The sequence below is a fragment of the Halorubrum sp. F4 genome, from assembly GCF_027257195.1.
In the GTDB taxonomy this organism is placed as follows: Archaea; Halobacteriota; Halobacteria; order Halobacteriales; family Haloferacaceae; genus Halorubrum.
The window spans coordinates 269,719-285,056 of sequence record NZ_JAPDFS010000003.1; the positions used below are offsets into that span (position 1 = coordinate 269,719).

Consider the following 15,338-nt stretch of genomic DNA (forward strand, 5'->3'; position numbering starts at 1 on the left):
TTTAACTGTTGACCGTTACTTTTCGAAGGTCTCCTCGATCGCCGCCTCGAGCGCGTCGATCCCCCGTTCGAGTTCGGCACGCGTGGTGCAGAGCGGCGGCGCGATGAGGATCTGTACGTCCGGCCGTCCGTTCCCGAAGAGCGCCCCCCGGTCGGCGGCCGCCTCCCGGACCGCGGCGACCGGGTTCTCCTCGTCGTCGTCCCCGGCCCACGGGTGGACGAACGGCTCGCCGGTCTCGGGGTCGGCGAAGACGACGCTCCAGAGGAACCCGCGGCCGCGGACGGTCTCGACGACGTCGTGGGTCGCCGCCAGCTCCTCGAGGCGAGACTCGAGCACCGGTGCCAGCTCCCGCACGTCGTCGATGAGGTGTGACTCGTACTCGTCGATCGCGGCACGGCCGGCGGCACAGGCCACGGGGTGTCCGGCGAACGTCTGACCCAGGTCGTACCCCTCCTCGCGGACCGTCTCGCCGATCCACTCGTCGGCGATCACGCCGGCCAGCGGGGCGTACGCGCTCGTGACGCCCTTCGCGAACGTGATCATGTCGGGTTCGACGCCCTCGGTGTCGATGCCGAACCACTCGCCGCAGCGGCCGAATCCGGTGATGACCTCGTCCGTGATCAGGAGCACGTCGTACTCGTCACAGATCTCGCGGAGCCGTTCGAAGTAGCCCGGCGGCGCGGGGTAGCCGCCGCTCGTCCCGCCGATCGGCTCCATCAGGATGGCGGCCACCGAGTCCGCCCCCTCGTTCTGGATCACGAACTCCACGTGGTCCGCCGCCTGCTCGGCCAGGTCCTCCGGCGAGTCGGCGTCGAACGCCGTCGGCAGGGGCGGCAGGAACTTCTCCGAGCCGGTCGTCGCGGCGTAGCGGCCGAGCGTCGAACGCGTGCTCGGATCCCCGGTGAGCGAGCCGGCACCGGCGGTTCCGCCGTGGTAGGACTGCCACCGCGTCAGCACCTTCGGGGCGTCCTGGACCGTCCTCGCGATCTGGGCGGCCGCCTCGTTCGCCTCGCTTCCGGATACCGAGAAGTAGACCTCCGAGAGCGACCCGGGCGCGATCTCCGCGAGGTCGTCCGCCAACGCGTCCCGGACGTCGTTCCCCTTCGCCGAGGAGACGTAGGGGATCCGCTCCATCTGTGCGCTCATCGCGTCCGTGATCGCCTCGTTGCTGTGACCCGCGTTCGTACAGTAGAGCTGTGAGATGAGATCGAGGTACGCGGTTCCCTCGTCGTCGTACACCGTCGCGCCCTCGCCCTCGACGATGGTCATCGCCTCGCCGTCCGGGTCGTGCCAGTGTGGTATCGCCTCACCGTCCGTCTCGCCGCGTCGGGCATGGGGTACGTTCTCTTGCATACGTCCGTCATGATTCGCCATACCACAATAAATCCATTTATGCCGGTCCGGAACGACGCGACCGATATGAGCGAATCGACCCACACCGACCCCGAACCGGTCGTCAAACGCGCGAGCGAGGTCTCCTACGAGTCCGTCGACGCGGCCGCCGGGCTCCGGAAGGGCGTCCTCCTCGACGAGTCGGACGGCGCGCCCCACTTCGCGATCCGGCGGTTCGAGATCGACGCCGGAAGCGAGGTTCCTCGACACACCAACGCGGTCGAACACGAGCAGTACGTCCTCGCGGGCGAGTACGTCGTCGGCATCGGCGAGGAGGAGTACACGGTCGAGGCGGGCGACTCGCTTCTGATCCCCGCGGGCGTCGAACACTGGTACCGCAACGACGGCGACGAGCCCGGCGCGTTCCTCTGTGCCGTGCCGAACGGCGACGACACGATCGAACTCGTGGAATAGATCATCGTTTCGGGAACTTCACGGGGCGATCCAGGGAGAACTGTTCTTACTCTTGAATTGCAAAAAATACACCTATAATATATAGTTTGATGATTAAAATATACTTTTCAAACATGATAAATCAAAATCATAATATAATCTCAAGCTAAATTCACTATACTTCCAATTAGTATAAGTATAATCAATACAAAACTGAAAATTAATAGCAAATAGGATTTTATTCCTTCGCTACTGTATCCTTGATAACCAATAGCGGCTGCGAAGATAGTTGTATAAATCAACACACTTACCACCTCTAATTCGCCAAAAACCGGCAACAATGAGAGAAACGCGGCGACTGCCCCAGAAACTCTCCCTTGTATTCGAAGCGAGATCTCACCGTGAGTCTCACTGATTTTCATTATTGCACCACGAGAGACTTCCGCGGCAAGCAAGGCAAAAGCAACAAAGAAGTATGATTCCGGTAATCCAAACAGAGGAGCTGTAGCCGAAATATGTATTAAATTAGAAACAATCTCTTGTCCGGAGTCATTCCAGAACTGGGCATAAGTCAGATATATTATGGGTATTCCTACAATAAAGTAAATTGTAGTAATGTTACCTGAATACTTTTCCCAATCTTTTGGGTTATGTTCTCTAGATCGACGTGATAACGCATCGCTCTCATCATTATCTTGAATTGGTTGCTTCTTTGTCGGTGAACGTCTTGTTTTGCGTGTTTGTGATACATCTGATATCCCCTGAGTCATACTCCGTCTTATCGTCTCAAATCCAATAACAACGAGAAGTAGAATACACACAACACCAGCAATGATGTACTCGACAATGTCTCGGGCTGAATTTGGCATAATTCAAGAAAGTATGACAAGACTGTAAGGATTCCCAATGACATCTGCCCAAACTGTACTGATCGATCCGGTGTGATCGAAAACGGCACGTTCGAACCGTCGTTCGACGTCCTCGACCCTCTTGGCCTACTCGATCGCGCCGACCCGCTCGGCGACGTAGCCGAACTGGTCGCGGTAGCCGTACGCCGACAGCAACACGGGATAGAACGGCTCCTCGGCGCGGAGCGGCTCGCCGTCGGCGGTCGCGAAGCGGTCGCCGGCCTCGACGCGCTCGAAGTTGTGCGCGAACACCTCGTACTCCTCGGCGTCGGGCTTGGGGATCCGATCGCGGAGCCGGAAGACGGGCACGTCCTCGCGCCCGCCGGCGTCGATCACGCCGTCGGAGCCGGGCGCGGGTAGCGCACCCGTCGCGGCGAGGAACGCCCGCGTCACCCAGTAGGCGTTGTCGGCGGCCGTCTCCGTCCCTTGGAGGCCCGCCTCGATCTCGATCGTGTGCGGGTGCTCTATCAGTCGTCCCTCGGTGAAGGCGTCCGTCTGGATGACGGCGTCCACCGGGAGGTGCGGCGCGACCGCGCGGGCGACCTCGTCCATCGAGTCGACGACCGCGAACGGCTCGGCGTACGACTGCGTCGAGTGGATCGCGAGGGTCGTACAGCCGACCAGCTCCGAGCGGAGCCGATGAGCGAGTCGTCCCTCGTGGACCTCGCTATCGGGATCGCCCGGGAACGACCGGTTGAGGTCGGCCTCGAGGTAGCGAGTCTCCTCCGCGAGCGCCTCCTCGTTCGCGACGATCAGCTTGATCGCGCGTTCGACCGTCGGCTCCTCGGCGACGAGGCGCTCGACCGCCCGCACTCCGCAGGGCTCGTCGCCGTGGATAGCCGCGACGACCGCGACTTCCGCCGGGCCCTCGCCCAGCTCGTAGACGTCCATGCCCGATCCAGACGGTCTGCGGGTAAGTCGCGTTCGGATCGGGGACGGTGAGTGTGACCTCGAAACGACCCCCCGACGACTCCGACCGCTCACTCGACCGGATCGAAGACGAGCACGTCGCCTGTTTCCACGCCGCGCTCGGCGGTCCAGCGGTAGTTGACCTCGAGGACGTACTTCCCGGGATCCCCATACCTCTGATCCCTCCCGTCCTCGTTCGGTCCCGGTGCCGGCGCGTGGTGGATCCCGGTGATCACGCCGTCGGCGTCCGCGAACACGATGTCGATCCCGAAGTCCATGTCCTTCATCCAGTACGTCCGAGTTCGAACCGAGTCATGGACGAACAGCATGCCGCGGTCCTCGGGGAGCGACTCGGTGTCGCTCAGGCCGGTCTCGCGGAGCCCCCGGGTGTCCGCGACCGCCGCCGTAACCTCCCCGAGGACGTCGCCGTCGGTGGTCTCGACGCTCACCTCCCGCGTCTCGTAGTCCTGGTGGATCGGTTCGGCGTCGGCGTCTTCCTCCTCGTCGTCGTCGCCCTCCGTTTCGGGGTCAGCGTCGGTGTCGCCTTCGACGTCGTCGCCGGCGGTCTCCTCGGAACCGTCGTCGCCCGCGTCACTCCCGGTCGCGTTCCCGTCCTCGCTTTCGGCGTCGACTTCGCCCGCGTCGACGTCGGTCGGCTCCGTCGTTTCCCCTCGATCCAGACAGCCGACAAGGGAGGCGGCTCCGAGTCCGCCGAGCGTGCGGAGGTATCGACGGCGGGATCGGGGATCGGGTCCGGGACGCTCCATGGATCGGGCGTCACTCCGGGCTCCGGCGGCATAAAGCGGTCGTCGACGGTCGGGTGGTCGATTCCGCGCCCGCCGCGTTCGGTCGACCGCTCACTCGAGTTCCTCGGCGTACGCGTAGCTTTCCGGGCCGGCGGTCGGTCGGTCCCCGTCGAGTTCGATCCGCCAGTCGTCGATCGCGGTCGGATCCTCGAGGGCGGTCGTGAGGGTCGCCCGCACGTCGTCGACGTCGACCCCGTAGTAGTCCCCGGGGACGCCGTGGAGATACTGGAGCGCGGTCTCGAAGAGGCTCCGCATGCCGTCGTCGTCCTCGAAGTCGACGCGCTTGTACGCGCCCGCGGCGACCTGAACCATTCCGTGGAGGAACGCGCTCTCGGTCGTGCCGCTCCCGTAGTTGTACCACTCGATCTCGAAACAGTCGTGTGACTCGTGGTACGCGCCGTCGTTGTACAGCCGGACGCCGTGGACCACCGCCCGCCGGAGCGTCCCGTGCTCCCACCCGTTGGACGCGAGTCGGTCGCGCCGCCACCCGGACGGCTCCCCCGATATCGGCGGCGCGACGCTCGGATCGCGGGTGTGATCGTCCATGCGGACTCTCCCGCCGCCAGCGACCTAATCGTTTCGCGGCGACCGTTGTACACTTATCACTCGCTTCCGTCGTGCGGACATGGACGACCAGCGGGACCGGGACCACGGGACGCCCCGAAACGACGAGCGGGCTCGATACGCGACCGCGGTCGTCGACGCCGTCCGCGACGGGACGTACGTGCTCGACGCCGACCGGGTCCGCGTGTTCGCCAACGACCGGCTTCGGGAGGTGACGGAGTTCGGCGACGACCTCCTTCTCGCGAAACACCCCGAGCGGCTCGTCGAGGCGGGATACTGGCCCGGAGACGAGGCCGACCGGTATCGCGAGGCGGTCGAGCGCGTCCTCGCGGGTGATTCCCGTGAGGAGCGGATCCAGCTCACGACGACGCTCGGCGACGGATCGTCGGTGACCACGGAGACGCGGCTCACGCCCCTGACGGCCGACGACGAGGGTCGAAACGGTCCGATCGTCGGCGTCGTCGGGGTCATCCGTGACGTGACGGATCGCGTCGAGCGCGAGCGCGAACTGAAACGGCTCAACGAGCGGCTCGAGCGTCTCGCCGGGTTCCTCTCGCACGACCTGCGGAACCCCCTCTCGGTCGCGACCGGATACCTCGACTTGGCCCGCGAGACCGGCGACGTCGAGCGGTTGGACCAAGTCGAGGAGGCGCTCGACCGGATCGAGTCGCTGATCGACGACGCGCTGGTGTTGGTGCGCGAGCCGGCGGCGATAGACGTCGCCGGGACCACGGTCGATCTGGGCGAACTCGCGCGCGACTGCTGGAGGTCGGGCGACTTCGGCGAGCAGCCGGCCGGCGCGACCCTGGTCGTGGAGGACGAGGGGCCGGTTCGTGCCGATCCGACGCTCCTGCGGCGGGCACTCGGGAACTTGCTCTCGAACGCGTTCGATCACGCCGGCGAGCGTCCCACGGTTCGCGTCGGCGTCGACGACCGCGGCCTGTACGTCGCCGACGACGGCCCCGGGATCCGCGAGGACGCACACGAGGAAGTGATCGAGTTCGGCGTCTCGAAGGGCGGCGGGACCGGGATCGGGCTCGCGATCGTCGAACGAGTTGCGGCCGCCCACGGCTGGACGCTGGAGATCGGCGAGTCGCGGGAGGGCGGGTTCGAGGCCCGGCTCGTCGGTGCGGAACCGACGGGATAAAGGGGTGCCGTATCGAACCCTCGGCCGCGTGCGAGGGTAGCCAAGCCCGGAAACGGCGGCGGACTCAAGATCCGCTCCTGTAGAGGTCCGTGGGTTCAAATCCCTCCCCTCGCATCGCCGGGGTCCACCCCCGTGATGCGGAAGACGCTCTCGGAGCGCTCTTCCCTCGCAAAAACACCTCTCAACGGTACAGTACCTCAGTCGTCTCCACCCCACCGAGTGGCTTCCTCCCCTCCCCGCTCCCGGAGCAGTCGTCACGCTCCGGTCTCCGGACGGAACGGATCTCGAGGGACCGGACGGACCGACCGTTTCTTGAGCGCGCGGCGCGGAGGGGACGGTAATGGACGGACCGCTGTGGATCGACACGCACGCGCCGGAGCTGTCGGAGATCCGCCAGACCGACGCCCGCGACCGGCTCCGTCGGGCGGTCGACGAGCCGATGAACCTCGTCGTTCAGGGACCGCCGGGAGCCGGGAAGACGGCCGCGACGCGGGCGCTGGCGCGGGAGTCACACGCCGACCCCGAGAGCGACCTGATCGAGATCAACGTCGCGGACTTCTTCGGCCGGACGAAAAAGGAGATCCGGACCGATCCCCGCTTCGAGGGCTTCCTCCAGGGAAGGAGCCGGATGGCGAAACGCGACATGATAAACCACGTCCTCACCGAATCGGCCTCCTACGCGCCGATGTCGGGCGAGTACAAGACGGTGCTTCTCGACAACGCCGAGTCCATCCGCGAGGACTTCCAGCAGGCGCTCCGCCGGGTGATGGAGAAACACCACCGGACGACCCAGTTCGTGGTCGCCACCCGCCAGCCCTCGAAGCTCATCGCGCCGATCCGGTCACGGTGTTTCCCGATCCGGCTGCGCGCGCCGACGACCGACGAGACCATCGACGTGCTCGCGACGATCTGCGAGCGAGAGGGCGTCGAGTACGACGACGACGGACTCGAGTTCGTCGCCAGCGCGGCCGGCGGCGACCTCAGACGCGCGATCCTCGCGGCACAGACGACCGCCGTGGAGGGCGAGGAGGTCACCATGACGACCGCCTACGAGACGCTCGGCGACGTGGGCGACGACGACGCGATCCGCGAGGCGCTCGCCGCCGCCCGTGAGGGAGACCTCAAGGGTGCCCGGAGCGCCCTCGACGACCTCCTCGACGAGGGTGGGTACGACGGCCCGAGGCTGCTCCGTGAGACGCTGCGGGTCGCGCGTGCCGGATCAGCTTACGGCGGCGACGACCTCGCGCGGCTCCACAAGCTCGCCGGGGAGGCGGATCTAGCGTTGACCGACGGACTCGACGATCGACTCCACCTCACCCACCTGCTCTCGGCGTGGGCGGCCGGGCGAACCGACCTCCACGCCGGGTTCCACGAACCCGACCCCGCGGAGGCGAACGCGTGAGTCGGAACCCGCCGCTGGCAGCCGTCCTTCCGTTCGACGTCGTCGACGACGCCTGGAGGCTGGCGCTCGTTCCCGCGCTCGCGGGGGCCTTGGCCCTCCCGTTCCTCCCGCCGGTCGGACTCGCGTTGGTCGCGCTCACGCTCGGCGTCCTCTGGTTCCACCGCGACCCCGAGCGGACGCCGCCCGCCCCCGATCGAGCGGTCGTCTCGCCCGCCGACGGCACCGTGAGCGTGGTGCGCGAGGAGGGGGCGCGGATCCGCGTCGGGGTGTACATGAGCGCGACGGACGTCCACGTCAACCGCGCGCCGATCGCCGGCGAGGTGCGGGAACTCCGGCATCGACCCGGCGCGAACCGCCCGGCGTTCGACAAGGAATCCGAGCGCAACGAGCAGGTCGCGATCGACTTCGGCGAGTACGAGCTGCTCGTCATCGCCGGCTGGTTCGCCCGCCGGATCCATCCGTCGGTCGAGGCCGGCGATCGCGTCGAACGGGGCGACCGCGTCGGCCACGTCTCGTTCGGATCGCGCGCCGACGTGGTGTTGCCGGCCGACGTCGGTCGCGAGGACCTCCTCGTGCGCGAGGGCGACGCCGTCCGGGCGGGCGAGACGATCATCGCGGAACGGGCGTGACGGACGAACGGGCGGCTGGATCCGAGCTGTTTGCGAACTGCGTGCGTTGATCGGACGCGGAGCGTCTCGTTCACGGGCGTGTCTCTCGAACGGCTCCGTGAGGACGGGGACCTAGCACCGAATTCCAGTGAATCGTCCGCTCGCTCAGTAGAACGTGTCGCTACAGTCGTACACGACCCCGTGGACGGGGCAGACGTACTTGCAGTGTCTGTGGACCATCGCTTCCCCACAGCGGGGACACGGACGCCCACCGTGGTCGTCGTCGGATCGGCCGCGGGCTTCGTCGCCCCGACCAGCGGTTTCATCGGTTCGCTCGCGCGTCTCGCTCACGCCCGCCCCGAGACACGCCGCACCCATAAACCACCCACTTCCCGGAGGACCCGCCCCCGGACGGACTCACTCCGCCGCCAGCGACCCGTACACCGACTCGGCCGTCCCTGCCGACTCGAACGGCAGCGTCAACACGCCGCCCCACTCCTCGTCCGTGAGCGCCGTCACGGTCGGATCGTCGAGGTCGACGTGGCGGACCTCGTCGCCGTCGAGCGTCATCGACACCGCGAACGGTTCCGGATCGTCGGTCGCACCCGAGCCGTCGAGCCGGTCCCGGAACGACTCCCGCCCCGCCTCCGAGAGCGCGACGTACACGAGGTGTTCGCCGTCCTCCTGGAGGACACCCTGAACGTACTCGAGGTCCGCGGCGTCGAAGAGGCGGTCCTCGACGGCGCCGTCGCCCGACCCGTCCTCATCCGAGCCGTCCTCGCGCAGGAGTCGAGCCTCGAACGGCGCGTCCGGATCGACGGCGACCGAGGTCGCGCCTGCCTCCTCGGACCCGTCGCCGGGTCCCGGGCCGCCGTCGTCTTCGTTGCCGACCGCCGCCGCGCCGGTAAAACCGACGGCTCCGACCGCACAGACGGCCCCGAGCCCGCCGATCACGCCGCGTCGAGAGAGTTCCATACGCGACCCGTCCGCGTCGGGAAGCAAAAGGGTTACACGCCGATTAACGCGGCTGATAATCGCCTCTGGCGGTCGGGAGCCGGGAGATCCGTCACTCGGACCCGAACGCGATCTCCTCCAGGGTCGTCGTCTCGCCGAACAGCCAGTCGGCGTGGTCGACCGCGTACTCGCGGTGTTCATCGGTGATGTAGCCGAGCGCGTCCTCCACGACGACGGGTCGATAGTCGCGGAGGCCGGCGCTGCCGGCGGTGTGGAGCACGCAGACGTTCGCGAGCGTCCCGCAGATCAGGAGGTCGTCGATCCCGTGTGCGTCGAGAAAACCCTCCAGGTCGGTCCGGTAGAAGGCATCGTAGGTGTGCTTCTCGACGACGTGGTCCGTCTCGCGGACGTCGAGGTCGTCGGCGAGTTCGGCGTCCCACGACCCCTCGACGACGTGTTCGCCCCAGCGGTCGAACTCGTCGTAGTAGTGGGCGTCCTCGAACTGCTCGGGCGGGTGGACGTCGCGGGTGTAGACGACTCGCGCGCCGGCGTCGCGGGCGCGGGCGACGAGGTCGCTCACGGGATCGATCGCCGCCTCGCTCGGATCGGCGTAGAGGCTCCCGTCGGGGTGACAGAACCCGTTTTGCATGTCGACGACGACCACCGCGGTGTCGGCCGGATCGTACGGCATGGTCGACCGTTGGGCGTCCGGACACAAAAGATCGAAGCCGAGCGAGGTCGAACGAACTCGAATCGGATCCGTGAATCGACGGACAAACTACTTACCCGCCCCCTCGTAATCGACCGTATGCGACGGGTCCTCCCCCTCGCGGCGACGGTCGCGCTGCTGGTTCTCCTCGTTGTGGGGGCCGGCGGCGTCGCCGCCGCCGACGCGCCGGTCGCGGAGACCGCGGCCGACTGTGAGACCGAGGCCGACAACGAACTGGTCGGCTGCTGGAACGGGGTCCACCACGCGGAGGACCTCGAGTTCGACCAAGAGGACGGGCTGACCGAGGCCCAACTCGAGGAGCTGACCCACCGGGGTATGGCGCGCGTCGAGTACGTCCGCGAGCGGCCCTTCGAGACGGACGTTCCCGTCGAGACGGTCACGCGCGAGGAGTTTCGGGCGAACGGAACCGGGGGAGAGAACGGCGGGAACGGGACGGCGAGTGAAACCGAGTTCGATCGCTGGAACGACCAGGTGTGGGAGGCGCTGTTCGTCGTCGGCGCGGACGAGTCGAGCGCGGAGGCGATCGACACCGTGTTCGGCGGCTCGGTCTCGGGGTTCTACTCGCCGGGCGACGACCGGATCGTCCTCGTGATCCCCGAGAGCGAGGAGGTCCAGGTCAGCGAGTCGACGCTCGTTCACGAGTTGACCCACGCGATGCAGGACCAGTATCACGACCTCGCAGACTCGCAGTACGTCGGCGCGACCCAGGATTCGGACCTCGCCGTCGACGGGATCGTCGAGGGAGAGGCCGTCTACATCGAGGAGCGGTACACCGATCGGTGTGAGACGGACTGGAGCTGTCTCGACGAGCCCGATTCGAGCGCCGGCGGCGGGAGTCCCAACATCGGGATCCTCCAAACGATCCTCCAGCCGTACTCCGACGGCCCGTTTTACGTCGAGAAACTGATCGACGACGAGGGCTGGAGCGCGGTCAACGAGACGATGAACGACCCGCCGAACACGACGTCGGAGGTCATCCACCGCGAACCCGACTACGAGACCCGCGAGATCGACTTCGAGGACACCGCGGAGGGCGGCTGGGAGACGTATCCCGGTCAGGGCGTGAACGGCGCGGAGACCGCCGGCGAGGCGTCGATGTTCGTGATGTTCTGGTACCAAAGCGCCGGAGTACCAGAGAGATTTGATACCGGATACGAGTATGCGGTCCTCGAACCGGACCGAACCCCCGGAGAGAACTACAACATCCACTTTCGGACAGACGACCGACTCCAGACGCGAGGTGCGTACAACTACGACCACCGCGCGACCGCCGGCTGGGCCGGAGACGAGCTGTACCCTTACCGAAACGACGCGGGTGGAACCGAACGCGACGGATACGTCTGGGTGACCGAGTGGCGGACCCCGACGGACGCCCGACAGTTCCAAGCCACGTACCACACCATGCTGGAGGCACACGGTGCGGAACTCCTCGACGACGGGGTCCGCGATATCGAGACCGGAGACTTCCGCGGAGCCTACGGCGTCGAGCGGGACGGGACGACGGTGACGATCGTCCACGGACCCGAGCCGGCCGACGTCCTCGACCTCCGCCCCGGGATCGACCTCGACCCGCCGGAGAGCGTCGACGACGGGGGTGACGGGATCATCGGAGACGACGGAAACGGCGGGAACGACGGGTTCGAGGTCGACGACGGAACCGACGACGGGTCGGGGACGGGATCGGTCGACGGAGACGGTCCGAACGCGCCCGGCGGAGACGAATCGACGAACGGCGAGGTTCCCGGGTTCGGGGTCGTCGTCGCGCTCGTCGCCCTACTCTCCACGGCCGCGCTGCTCGGCGGTCGCCCGCGGCGGTAGTGACGCGGCCGGGCCGAGCCGGTAGAGAGGGGACGCGACCGAGCCGGCAACGACGACGGAACTCGATTCCGAACCCGATCCCGCGAACGACACGAGTGGCTTTTGGTACCTGCCGCCCGAATTCCGCGACATGACGGAGTTCGACATCGTCGACGCCGAGGCGATCCGGAGCGGTCGGGCCACCGATGCCTACTTCGACCGCACGGCGGCCGCCCTCGAGGATGCGGGACGGAACCCCCACGTCGTCGCCGAGGTGACCGCCGACCAGTTCCCCGACGGCGGATTCGAGCTGTTCGCCGGGCTGAAGGACGCGGTCGCGCTGCTCGCCGGCCGCGACGTCGACGTCCACGCGGTCCCCGAGGGGCGGCTGTTCGACGGCGGGCCGGTGATGCGGATCGAGGGCGAGTACCTCGCGTTCGCGCGGCTGGAGACGTCGCTTCTCGGCTTCCTCTCGCACGCGTCCGCCATCGCCACCGCCGCGCTCGACTGCCGGACCGCCGCGCCGGACTCGTCGGTGCTCTCGTTCGGCGCGCGCCACGTCCATCCCGCGATGACGGCCGCCGTGGAGCGGTCGGCGCTCGTCGGGGGTCTCGACGGCTTCTCGCACGTCGCCGCCGGCGACTTGATCGGTCGCGAGGCCTCGGGGACGATGCCGCACGCCCTCTCGATCTGTTTCGGTCGAGGCAACCAGGAGACGGCGTGGCGCGCCTTCGACGAGGCCGTCGACGAATCGGTCCCCCGGATCGCGCTCTGTGACACGTACTCCGACGAGGTCGACGAGGTCCTGCGGGCGGTCGAGACCCTCGGCGACCGCCTCGACGGGGTTCGCCTCGACACGACCGGCTCGCGTCGCGGCGACTTCAGACACATCGTGCGGGAGGTCCGGTGGGAGCTCGGGGCTCGCGGCCACGACGACGTCGACGTCTACGTTTCCGGCGGGCTCGGTCCCGACGACCTCCGGCGGCTCCGCGACGTCGTGGACGGTTTCGGCGTCGGCGGCTACGTCTCGAACGCCGACCCCGTCGACTTCGCGCTCGACATCGTCGCGGTCGGGGGCGAACCCGCCGCCAAACGCGGGAAGCTCTCGGGAGCGAAGGCGGTCTACCGCACCGCGGACGGCGGCCACGCGGTCGGGCTCGCGGACCGGGACGGACCGGCCGACGCCGAGTCGCTCATGCGGCCCGTGATCCGCGACGGCGAGGTCGTCGCCGACGACGCGTTCGACCTCGACGCGGCGACGGAGCGGGCGCTCGCGGACGCGGAGCGTGTCGGATACGGGAGCGGAGAGTAGTCGGGGCGAAGGGACGCGAGAGGGAATCGGGAGGGAAGCGGGAAGCGGTCCGGGCGGAACGGACGCAGGTTCGACCGGCTATAGCTCCTCGACCGCGCCGCCGTCGGCGCGCTCCCGGAACACCTGTCCCTCGATGAGCGTCACCATGGTGTCGTCGTCCTGCCAGGCGGTCGGCGAGAGCTTCGCCTTGCGACACGCTCGCGAGAGGAACTCCGCGCCCGACCAGCCGTTCTCGACGGGGACCGTCGGATAGAGCCAGCCGTGGGAGTTGCCGCCGTCGACGGCGACGCCGTGGGTGCCGATCTCGAGGTCCTCGAGCGGGTCGTTCGTGAGAAGGGTGTTCGAGACGATACAGACCGAGACGGTGATGTTCTCGAGCTCCTTGGGCTCGACCTCCGAGCCGCAGGAGTCGTCGGAGGCGGCCTTGATCGCGGCCTCGACGATGGCGTGACCGAGCTGGTCCGAGTCGTCCCACGCGCCGGCACAGCCGCGGAGTCGACCGCGCCCGCGGGTGGATTCCAGTCGAACGAACGCGCCGGTCCGCGCGTAGAAGGCCTCCCGCATGCTTCCGGGCTGTTCGCGTTGTCCATGTCGAACGAACGACTCGACCGCCTCGCGTGCGAGTTCGACCGCTCGTGCCCCGTCGTCGTACGACAGCCGAACGGTCTGTGCCTCGGACATACACACCCTTAGCGGTGCTGACGACTTGAACGCTTCCCTTGGTGGTGAACGTTCGTGATCGACCAGAGGCGAACGTTTCATCGACTGTACGACCCGATATCGCCGATAAATCGTCGACCAACCGATCGACTTCTTTACGCACGGTCGCGCCGCTCGCCGTGCGAGCGGACTGAGGGGAGTAAGCCCCCTTCGGTTCGTCCCGACATTCGGCTGAGCGTCCGCGCCGTGGCCGGACTACCTGATGGCGCGGACTTGCACCGGCGAGGATTCGCCGTTCCATCCGTTCCCGCCCGTCGGCCCTCCTCGGGTTAACTCCCTTCCCTTGCGGGTCGGTTCGCTCGTTCGCGGGGTCACCCGCGAACGCTGCCGGTCGCCTGCGGCGACCGAACGCGGATCATCGGTCGGGGCGGGGGGTGTCGTTGCTGTTCCAGAGCCAGCCGTCTCCGACTCCGGGCGTGTGCCCGGTCGCCCGTCCGGCCGGTGGGGGGACTTTCCTCATGCCAAAGGCACGGGAGTCGGGCTCCCTCTGTCCGTCACCTCCTATCCCCGCTCCCGAGATAAGCGATCCGGTCGGGTCGACGGATCGGCCGACCGGTCCGGCACCTCACGCCCGCCCCGAGCGCTCGATACGCTCCGGAAGCGCCCCGTCGTACCCCTCGGGCACGTACGGACAGAGGGGATCGCTCGCGAGCGGGTCGCCGGCGTGTGCGTACGCTCGCGACCGACTCCCCCCGCAGACGTGCTTGAACTCGCAGGCGCCGCACTTGCCCGTCAGCTTCTCAGGAGCGCGGAGCGCCTCGAAGAGATCGGCGTTCCGGTAGACGTCGACGACGGACCGCTCGCGGACGTTGCCCGCCGACTCGGGGAGGAACCCGGAGGGGTACACCTCGCCGACGTGGCTCACGAACGCGAACCCGCGGCCCGCCGTGATCCCGCCGCGACGCGCCGATCCCGTTCGATCGCCTTGGAGCCCGACGCGGCGGTAGAACGGCGCTTCGGTGGTCTTCACCCCGAACGGCTCCGCCGCGTCGACCTCGTGAAGCCACTCCATCACCGCCTCCGCTCGTTCGGGCGAGACCGGGTCGAGGACCCGCCCGCGACCGACGGGAACGAGGAAGAACACCGACCAGAGCACGGCCCCGAGCTCGCGGACGCGGTCCCGGATCGCGGGCAGCTCCCCGACCGTTTCCGCACAGACCGTCGTGTTGATCTGGAGCGGGAGGCCGGCCTCGCGGGCCGCCTCCGCCGCCGCGACGGTGTCCGCGAAGCTCGCCTCGCCGCGGAACGCGTCGTGGCTCTCGGCGGTCGCGCCGTCGAGGCTGAGCGCCATCCGTCGGACGCCGGCGTCCGACAGCTCGCGGACCCGTTCGGGCGTGAGCGACCGGGTACCGCTCGGGGTGACGGTCATCCGGTTGCCGAGGTCGGTGCCGTACTCGACGAGTTCGAGGAGGTCCTCGCGGGCGAGCGGGTCGCCCCCGGAGAGCACGACCAGCTGGCCGTCGCCGAACTCGGCGGCCTCGCGGAGCAGTCGCCTTCCCTCCTCGGTGGTGAGCTCGTCCGGGTGGCGAGCCGGCCGCGCGTCCGCCCGACAGTGCCGGCAGGCGAGCTCGCACGCCTGCGTGACCTCCCACACGAGCACGAGCGGGCGGCGGTCGGTGTCGAGGTCGTCGAACATCGTTGCCGAAGCGTACACGCCGGCCCCCAATCAGCGATCGAACGAACGTGTTCGCGTGCG

Annotated in this window: 15 protein-coding genes, 1 tRNA gene, 1 other RNA gene and 1 pseudogene; 7 read left to right on the plus strand and 11 right to left on the minus strand. The window is 67.7% G+C overall.

Going from position 1 to position 15,338, the window contains the following annotated elements; genetic code table 11:
• Window positions 1-15: 15 nt before the first annotated feature.
• Window positions 16-1,353 carry an aspartate aminotransferase family protein gene (locus tag OKW78_RS09795; protein WP_281194985.1) on the minus strand — a complete coding sequence of 446 codons (1,338 nt, stop codon included), beginning with the start codon at window positions 1,351-1,353 and terminating at the stop codon, window positions 16-18.
• Window positions 1,354-1,419: 66 nt separating this feature from the next.
• Here OKW78_RS09795 and OKW78_RS09800 point away from each other — a divergent pair, with 66 nt between their 5' ends.
• Complete coding sequence (locus OKW78_RS09800) at window positions 1,420-1,806, plus strand: cupin domain-containing protein (RefSeq protein WP_281194986.1); 387 nt, start codon at window positions 1,420-1,422, stop codon at window positions 1,804-1,806.
• Between the two features lie 140 nt (window positions 1,807-1,946).
• Here OKW78_RS09800 and OKW78_RS09805 read toward each other — a convergent pair whose 3' ends face one another.
• From OKW78_RS09805 to OKW78_RS09820, 4 genes are all read right to left on the minus strand, one after another.
• Window positions 1,947-2,654 (minus strand): hypothetical protein, encoded by a 708-nt coding sequence (locus tag OKW78_RS09805; RefSeq protein WP_281194987.1) that lies wholly within the window; start codon window positions 2,652-2,654, stop codon window positions 1,947-1,949.
• Window positions 2,655-2,780: 126 nt separating this feature from the next.
• Window positions 2,781-3,584 (minus strand): succinylglutamate desuccinylase/aspartoacylase family protein, encoded by an 804-nt coding sequence (locus OKW78_RS09810; RefSeq protein ID WP_281194988.1) that lies wholly within the window; start codon window positions 3,582-3,584, stop codon window positions 2,781-2,783.
• Window positions 3,585-3,673: 89 nt separating this feature from the next.
• Complete coding sequence (locus OKW78_RS09815; RefSeq protein WP_281194989.1) at window positions 3,674-4,369, minus strand: DUF192 domain-containing protein; 696 nt, start codon at window positions 4,367-4,369, stop codon at window positions 3,674-3,676.
• A 90-nt stretch (window positions 4,370-4,459) separates the two neighbouring features.
• Window positions 4,460-4,954 carry a DUF309 domain-containing protein gene (locus tag OKW78_RS09820; RefSeq protein WP_281194990.1) on the minus strand — a complete coding sequence of 165 codons (495 nt, stop codon included), beginning with the start codon at window positions 4,952-4,954 and terminating at the stop codon, window positions 4,460-4,462.
• Window positions 4,955-5,033: 79 nt separating this feature from the next.
• On the opposite strand from OKW78_RS09820, the gene OKW78_RS09825 reads away from it, so the two are divergent.
• The 4 genes from OKW78_RS09825 (at window position 5,034) to OKW78_RS09840 (ending at window position 8,150) form a co-directional block, all read left to right on the plus strand.
• Window positions 5,034-6,119 carry a HAMP domain-containing sensor histidine kinase gene (locus tag OKW78_RS09825; protein WP_281194991.1) on the plus strand — a complete coding sequence of 362 codons (1,086 nt, stop codon included), beginning with the start codon at window positions 5,034-5,036 and terminating at the stop codon, window positions 6,117-6,119.
• A 30-nt stretch (window positions 6,120-6,149) separates the two neighbouring features.
• Window positions 6,150-6,233, plus strand: a tRNA-Leu gene (locus tag OKW78_RS09830).
• 226 nt (window positions 6,234-6,459) lie between these two features.
• A complete protein-coding gene (locus tag OKW78_RS09835) occupies window positions 6,460-7,521 on the plus strand; it encodes an AAA family ATPase (protein WP_281194992.1) in 1,062 nt (353 codons plus the stop codon).
• Window positions 7,518-8,150, plus strand: a complete 633-nt coding sequence (locus OKW78_RS09840; RefSeq protein WP_281194993.1) for a protein sorting system archaetidylserine decarboxylase — start codon at window positions 7,518-7,520, stop codon at window positions 8,148-8,150. Before OKW78_RS09835 ends, OKW78_RS09840 begins: the two co-directional genes overlap by 4 nt.
• Before the next feature lie 144 nt (window positions 8,151-8,294).
• On the opposite strand, the pseudogene OKW78_RS17000 reads toward OKW78_RS09840, so the two are convergent.
• The 3 genes and pseudogenes from OKW78_RS17000 to OKW78_RS09855 form a co-directional block, all read right to left on the minus strand.
• A pseudogene (locus OKW78_RS17000) lies at window positions 8,295-8,411 on the minus strand (HVO_2523 family zinc finger protein); the annotation flags it as partial.
• Window positions 8,412-8,546: 135 nt separating this feature from the next.
• Window positions 8,547-9,104 (minus strand): hypothetical protein, encoded by a 558-nt coding sequence (locus OKW78_RS09850; protein ID WP_281194995.1) that lies wholly within the window; start codon window positions 9,102-9,104, stop codon window positions 8,547-8,549.
• 91 nt (window positions 9,105-9,195) lie between these two features.
• Window positions 9,196-9,774: a cysteine hydrolase family protein gene (locus OKW78_RS09855; protein WP_281194996.1), complete on the minus strand. Its 579-nt coding sequence runs from the start codon at window positions 9,772-9,774 to the stop codon at window positions 9,196-9,198.
• Between the two features lie 117 nt (window positions 9,775-9,891).
• On the opposite strand from OKW78_RS09855, the gene OKW78_RS09860 reads away from it, so the two are divergent.
• Complete coding sequence (locus OKW78_RS09860; RefSeq protein WP_281194997.1) at window positions 9,892-11,631, plus strand: Hvo_1808 family surface protein; 1,740 nt, start codon at window positions 9,892-9,894, stop codon at window positions 11,629-11,631.
• 130 nt (window positions 11,632-11,761) lie between these two features.
• On the plus strand, window positions 11,762-12,922 hold the full coding sequence (locus OKW78_RS09865) for a nicotinate phosphoribosyltransferase (RefSeq protein ID WP_281194998.1): 1,161 nt from the start codon (window positions 11,762-11,764) through the stop codon (window positions 12,920-12,922).
• Window positions 12,923-13,000: 78 nt separating this feature from the next.
• Here OKW78_RS09865 and OKW78_RS09870 read toward each other — a convergent pair whose 3' ends face one another.
• The 3 genes from OKW78_RS09870 to OKW78_RS09880 form a co-directional block, all read right to left on the minus strand.
• Window positions 13,001-13,603 carry a TIGR00296 family protein gene (locus OKW78_RS09870; RefSeq protein WP_122106647.1) on the minus strand — a complete coding sequence of 201 codons (603 nt, stop codon included), beginning with the start codon at window positions 13,601-13,603 and terminating at the stop codon, window positions 13,001-13,003.
• A gap of 167 nt (window positions 13,604-13,770) precedes the next feature.
• Window positions 13,771-14,134: RNase P RNA component (rnpB, locus tag OKW78_RS09875), an RNA gene on the minus strand.
• Between the two features lie 73 nt (window positions 14,135-14,207).
• Window positions 14,208-15,278, minus strand: a complete 1,071-nt coding sequence (locus OKW78_RS09880) for a radical SAM protein (protein WP_281195208.1) — start codon at window positions 15,276-15,278, stop codon at window positions 14,208-14,210.
• Window positions 15,279-15,338: the final 60 nt, after the last annotated feature.

Excerpts from the sequence above, each read along its gene's own strand:
- OKW78_RS09795 (WP_281194985.1), bottom strand. The coding sequence starts at position 1,353 with ATGCAAGAGAACGTACCCCATGCCCGACGCGGCGAGACGGACGGTGAG.
- OKW78_RS09800 (WP_281194986.1), top strand. The coding sequence starts at position 1,420 with ATGAGCGAATCGACCCACACCGACCCCGAACCGGTCGTCAAACGCGCG.
- OKW78_RS09805 (WP_281194987.1), bottom strand. The coding sequence starts at position 2,654 with ATGCCAAATTCAGCCCGAGACATTGTCGAGTACATCATTGCTGGTGTT.
- OKW78_RS09810 (WP_281194988.1), bottom strand. The coding sequence starts at position 3,584 with ATGGACGTCTACGAGCTGGGCGAGGGCCCGGCGGAAGTCGCGGTCGTC.
- OKW78_RS09815 (WP_281194989.1), bottom strand. The coding sequence starts at position 4,369 with ATGGAGCGTCCCGGACCCGATCCCCGATCCCGCCGTCGATACCTCCGC.
- OKW78_RS09820 (WP_281194990.1), bottom strand. The coding sequence starts at position 4,954 with ATGGACGATCACACCCGCGATCCGAGCGTCGCGCCGCCGATATCGGGG.
- OKW78_RS09825 (WP_281194991.1), top strand. The coding sequence starts at position 5,034 with ATGGACGACCAGCGGGACCGGGACCACGGGACGCCCCGAAACGACGAG.
- OKW78_RS09835 (WP_281194992.1), top strand. The coding sequence starts at position 6,460 with ATGGACGGACCGCTGTGGATCGACACGCACGCGCCGGAGCTGTCGGAG.
- OKW78_RS09850 (WP_281194995.1), bottom strand. The coding sequence starts at position 9,104 with ATGGAACTCTCTCGACGCGGCGTGATCGGCGGGCTCGGGGCCGTCTGT.
- OKW78_RS09855 (WP_281194996.1), bottom strand. The coding sequence starts at position 9,774 with ATGCCGTACGATCCGGCCGACACCGCGGTGGTCGTCGTCGACATGCAA.
- OKW78_RS09860 (WP_281194997.1), top strand. The coding sequence starts at position 9,892 with ATGCGACGGGTCCTCCCCCTCGCGGCGACGGTCGCGCTGCTGGTTCTC.
- OKW78_RS09865 (WP_281194998.1), top strand. The coding sequence starts at position 11,762 with ATGACGGAGTTCGACATCGTCGACGCCGAGGCGATCCGGAGCGGTCGG.
- OKW78_RS09870 (WP_122106647.1), bottom strand. The coding sequence starts at position 13,603 with ATGTCCGAGGCACAGACCGTTCGGCTGTCGTACGACGACGGGGCACGA.
- OKW78_RS09880 (WP_281195208.1), bottom strand. The coding sequence starts at position 15,278 with ATGTTCGACGACCTCGACACCGACCGCCGCCCGCTCGTGCTCGTGTGG.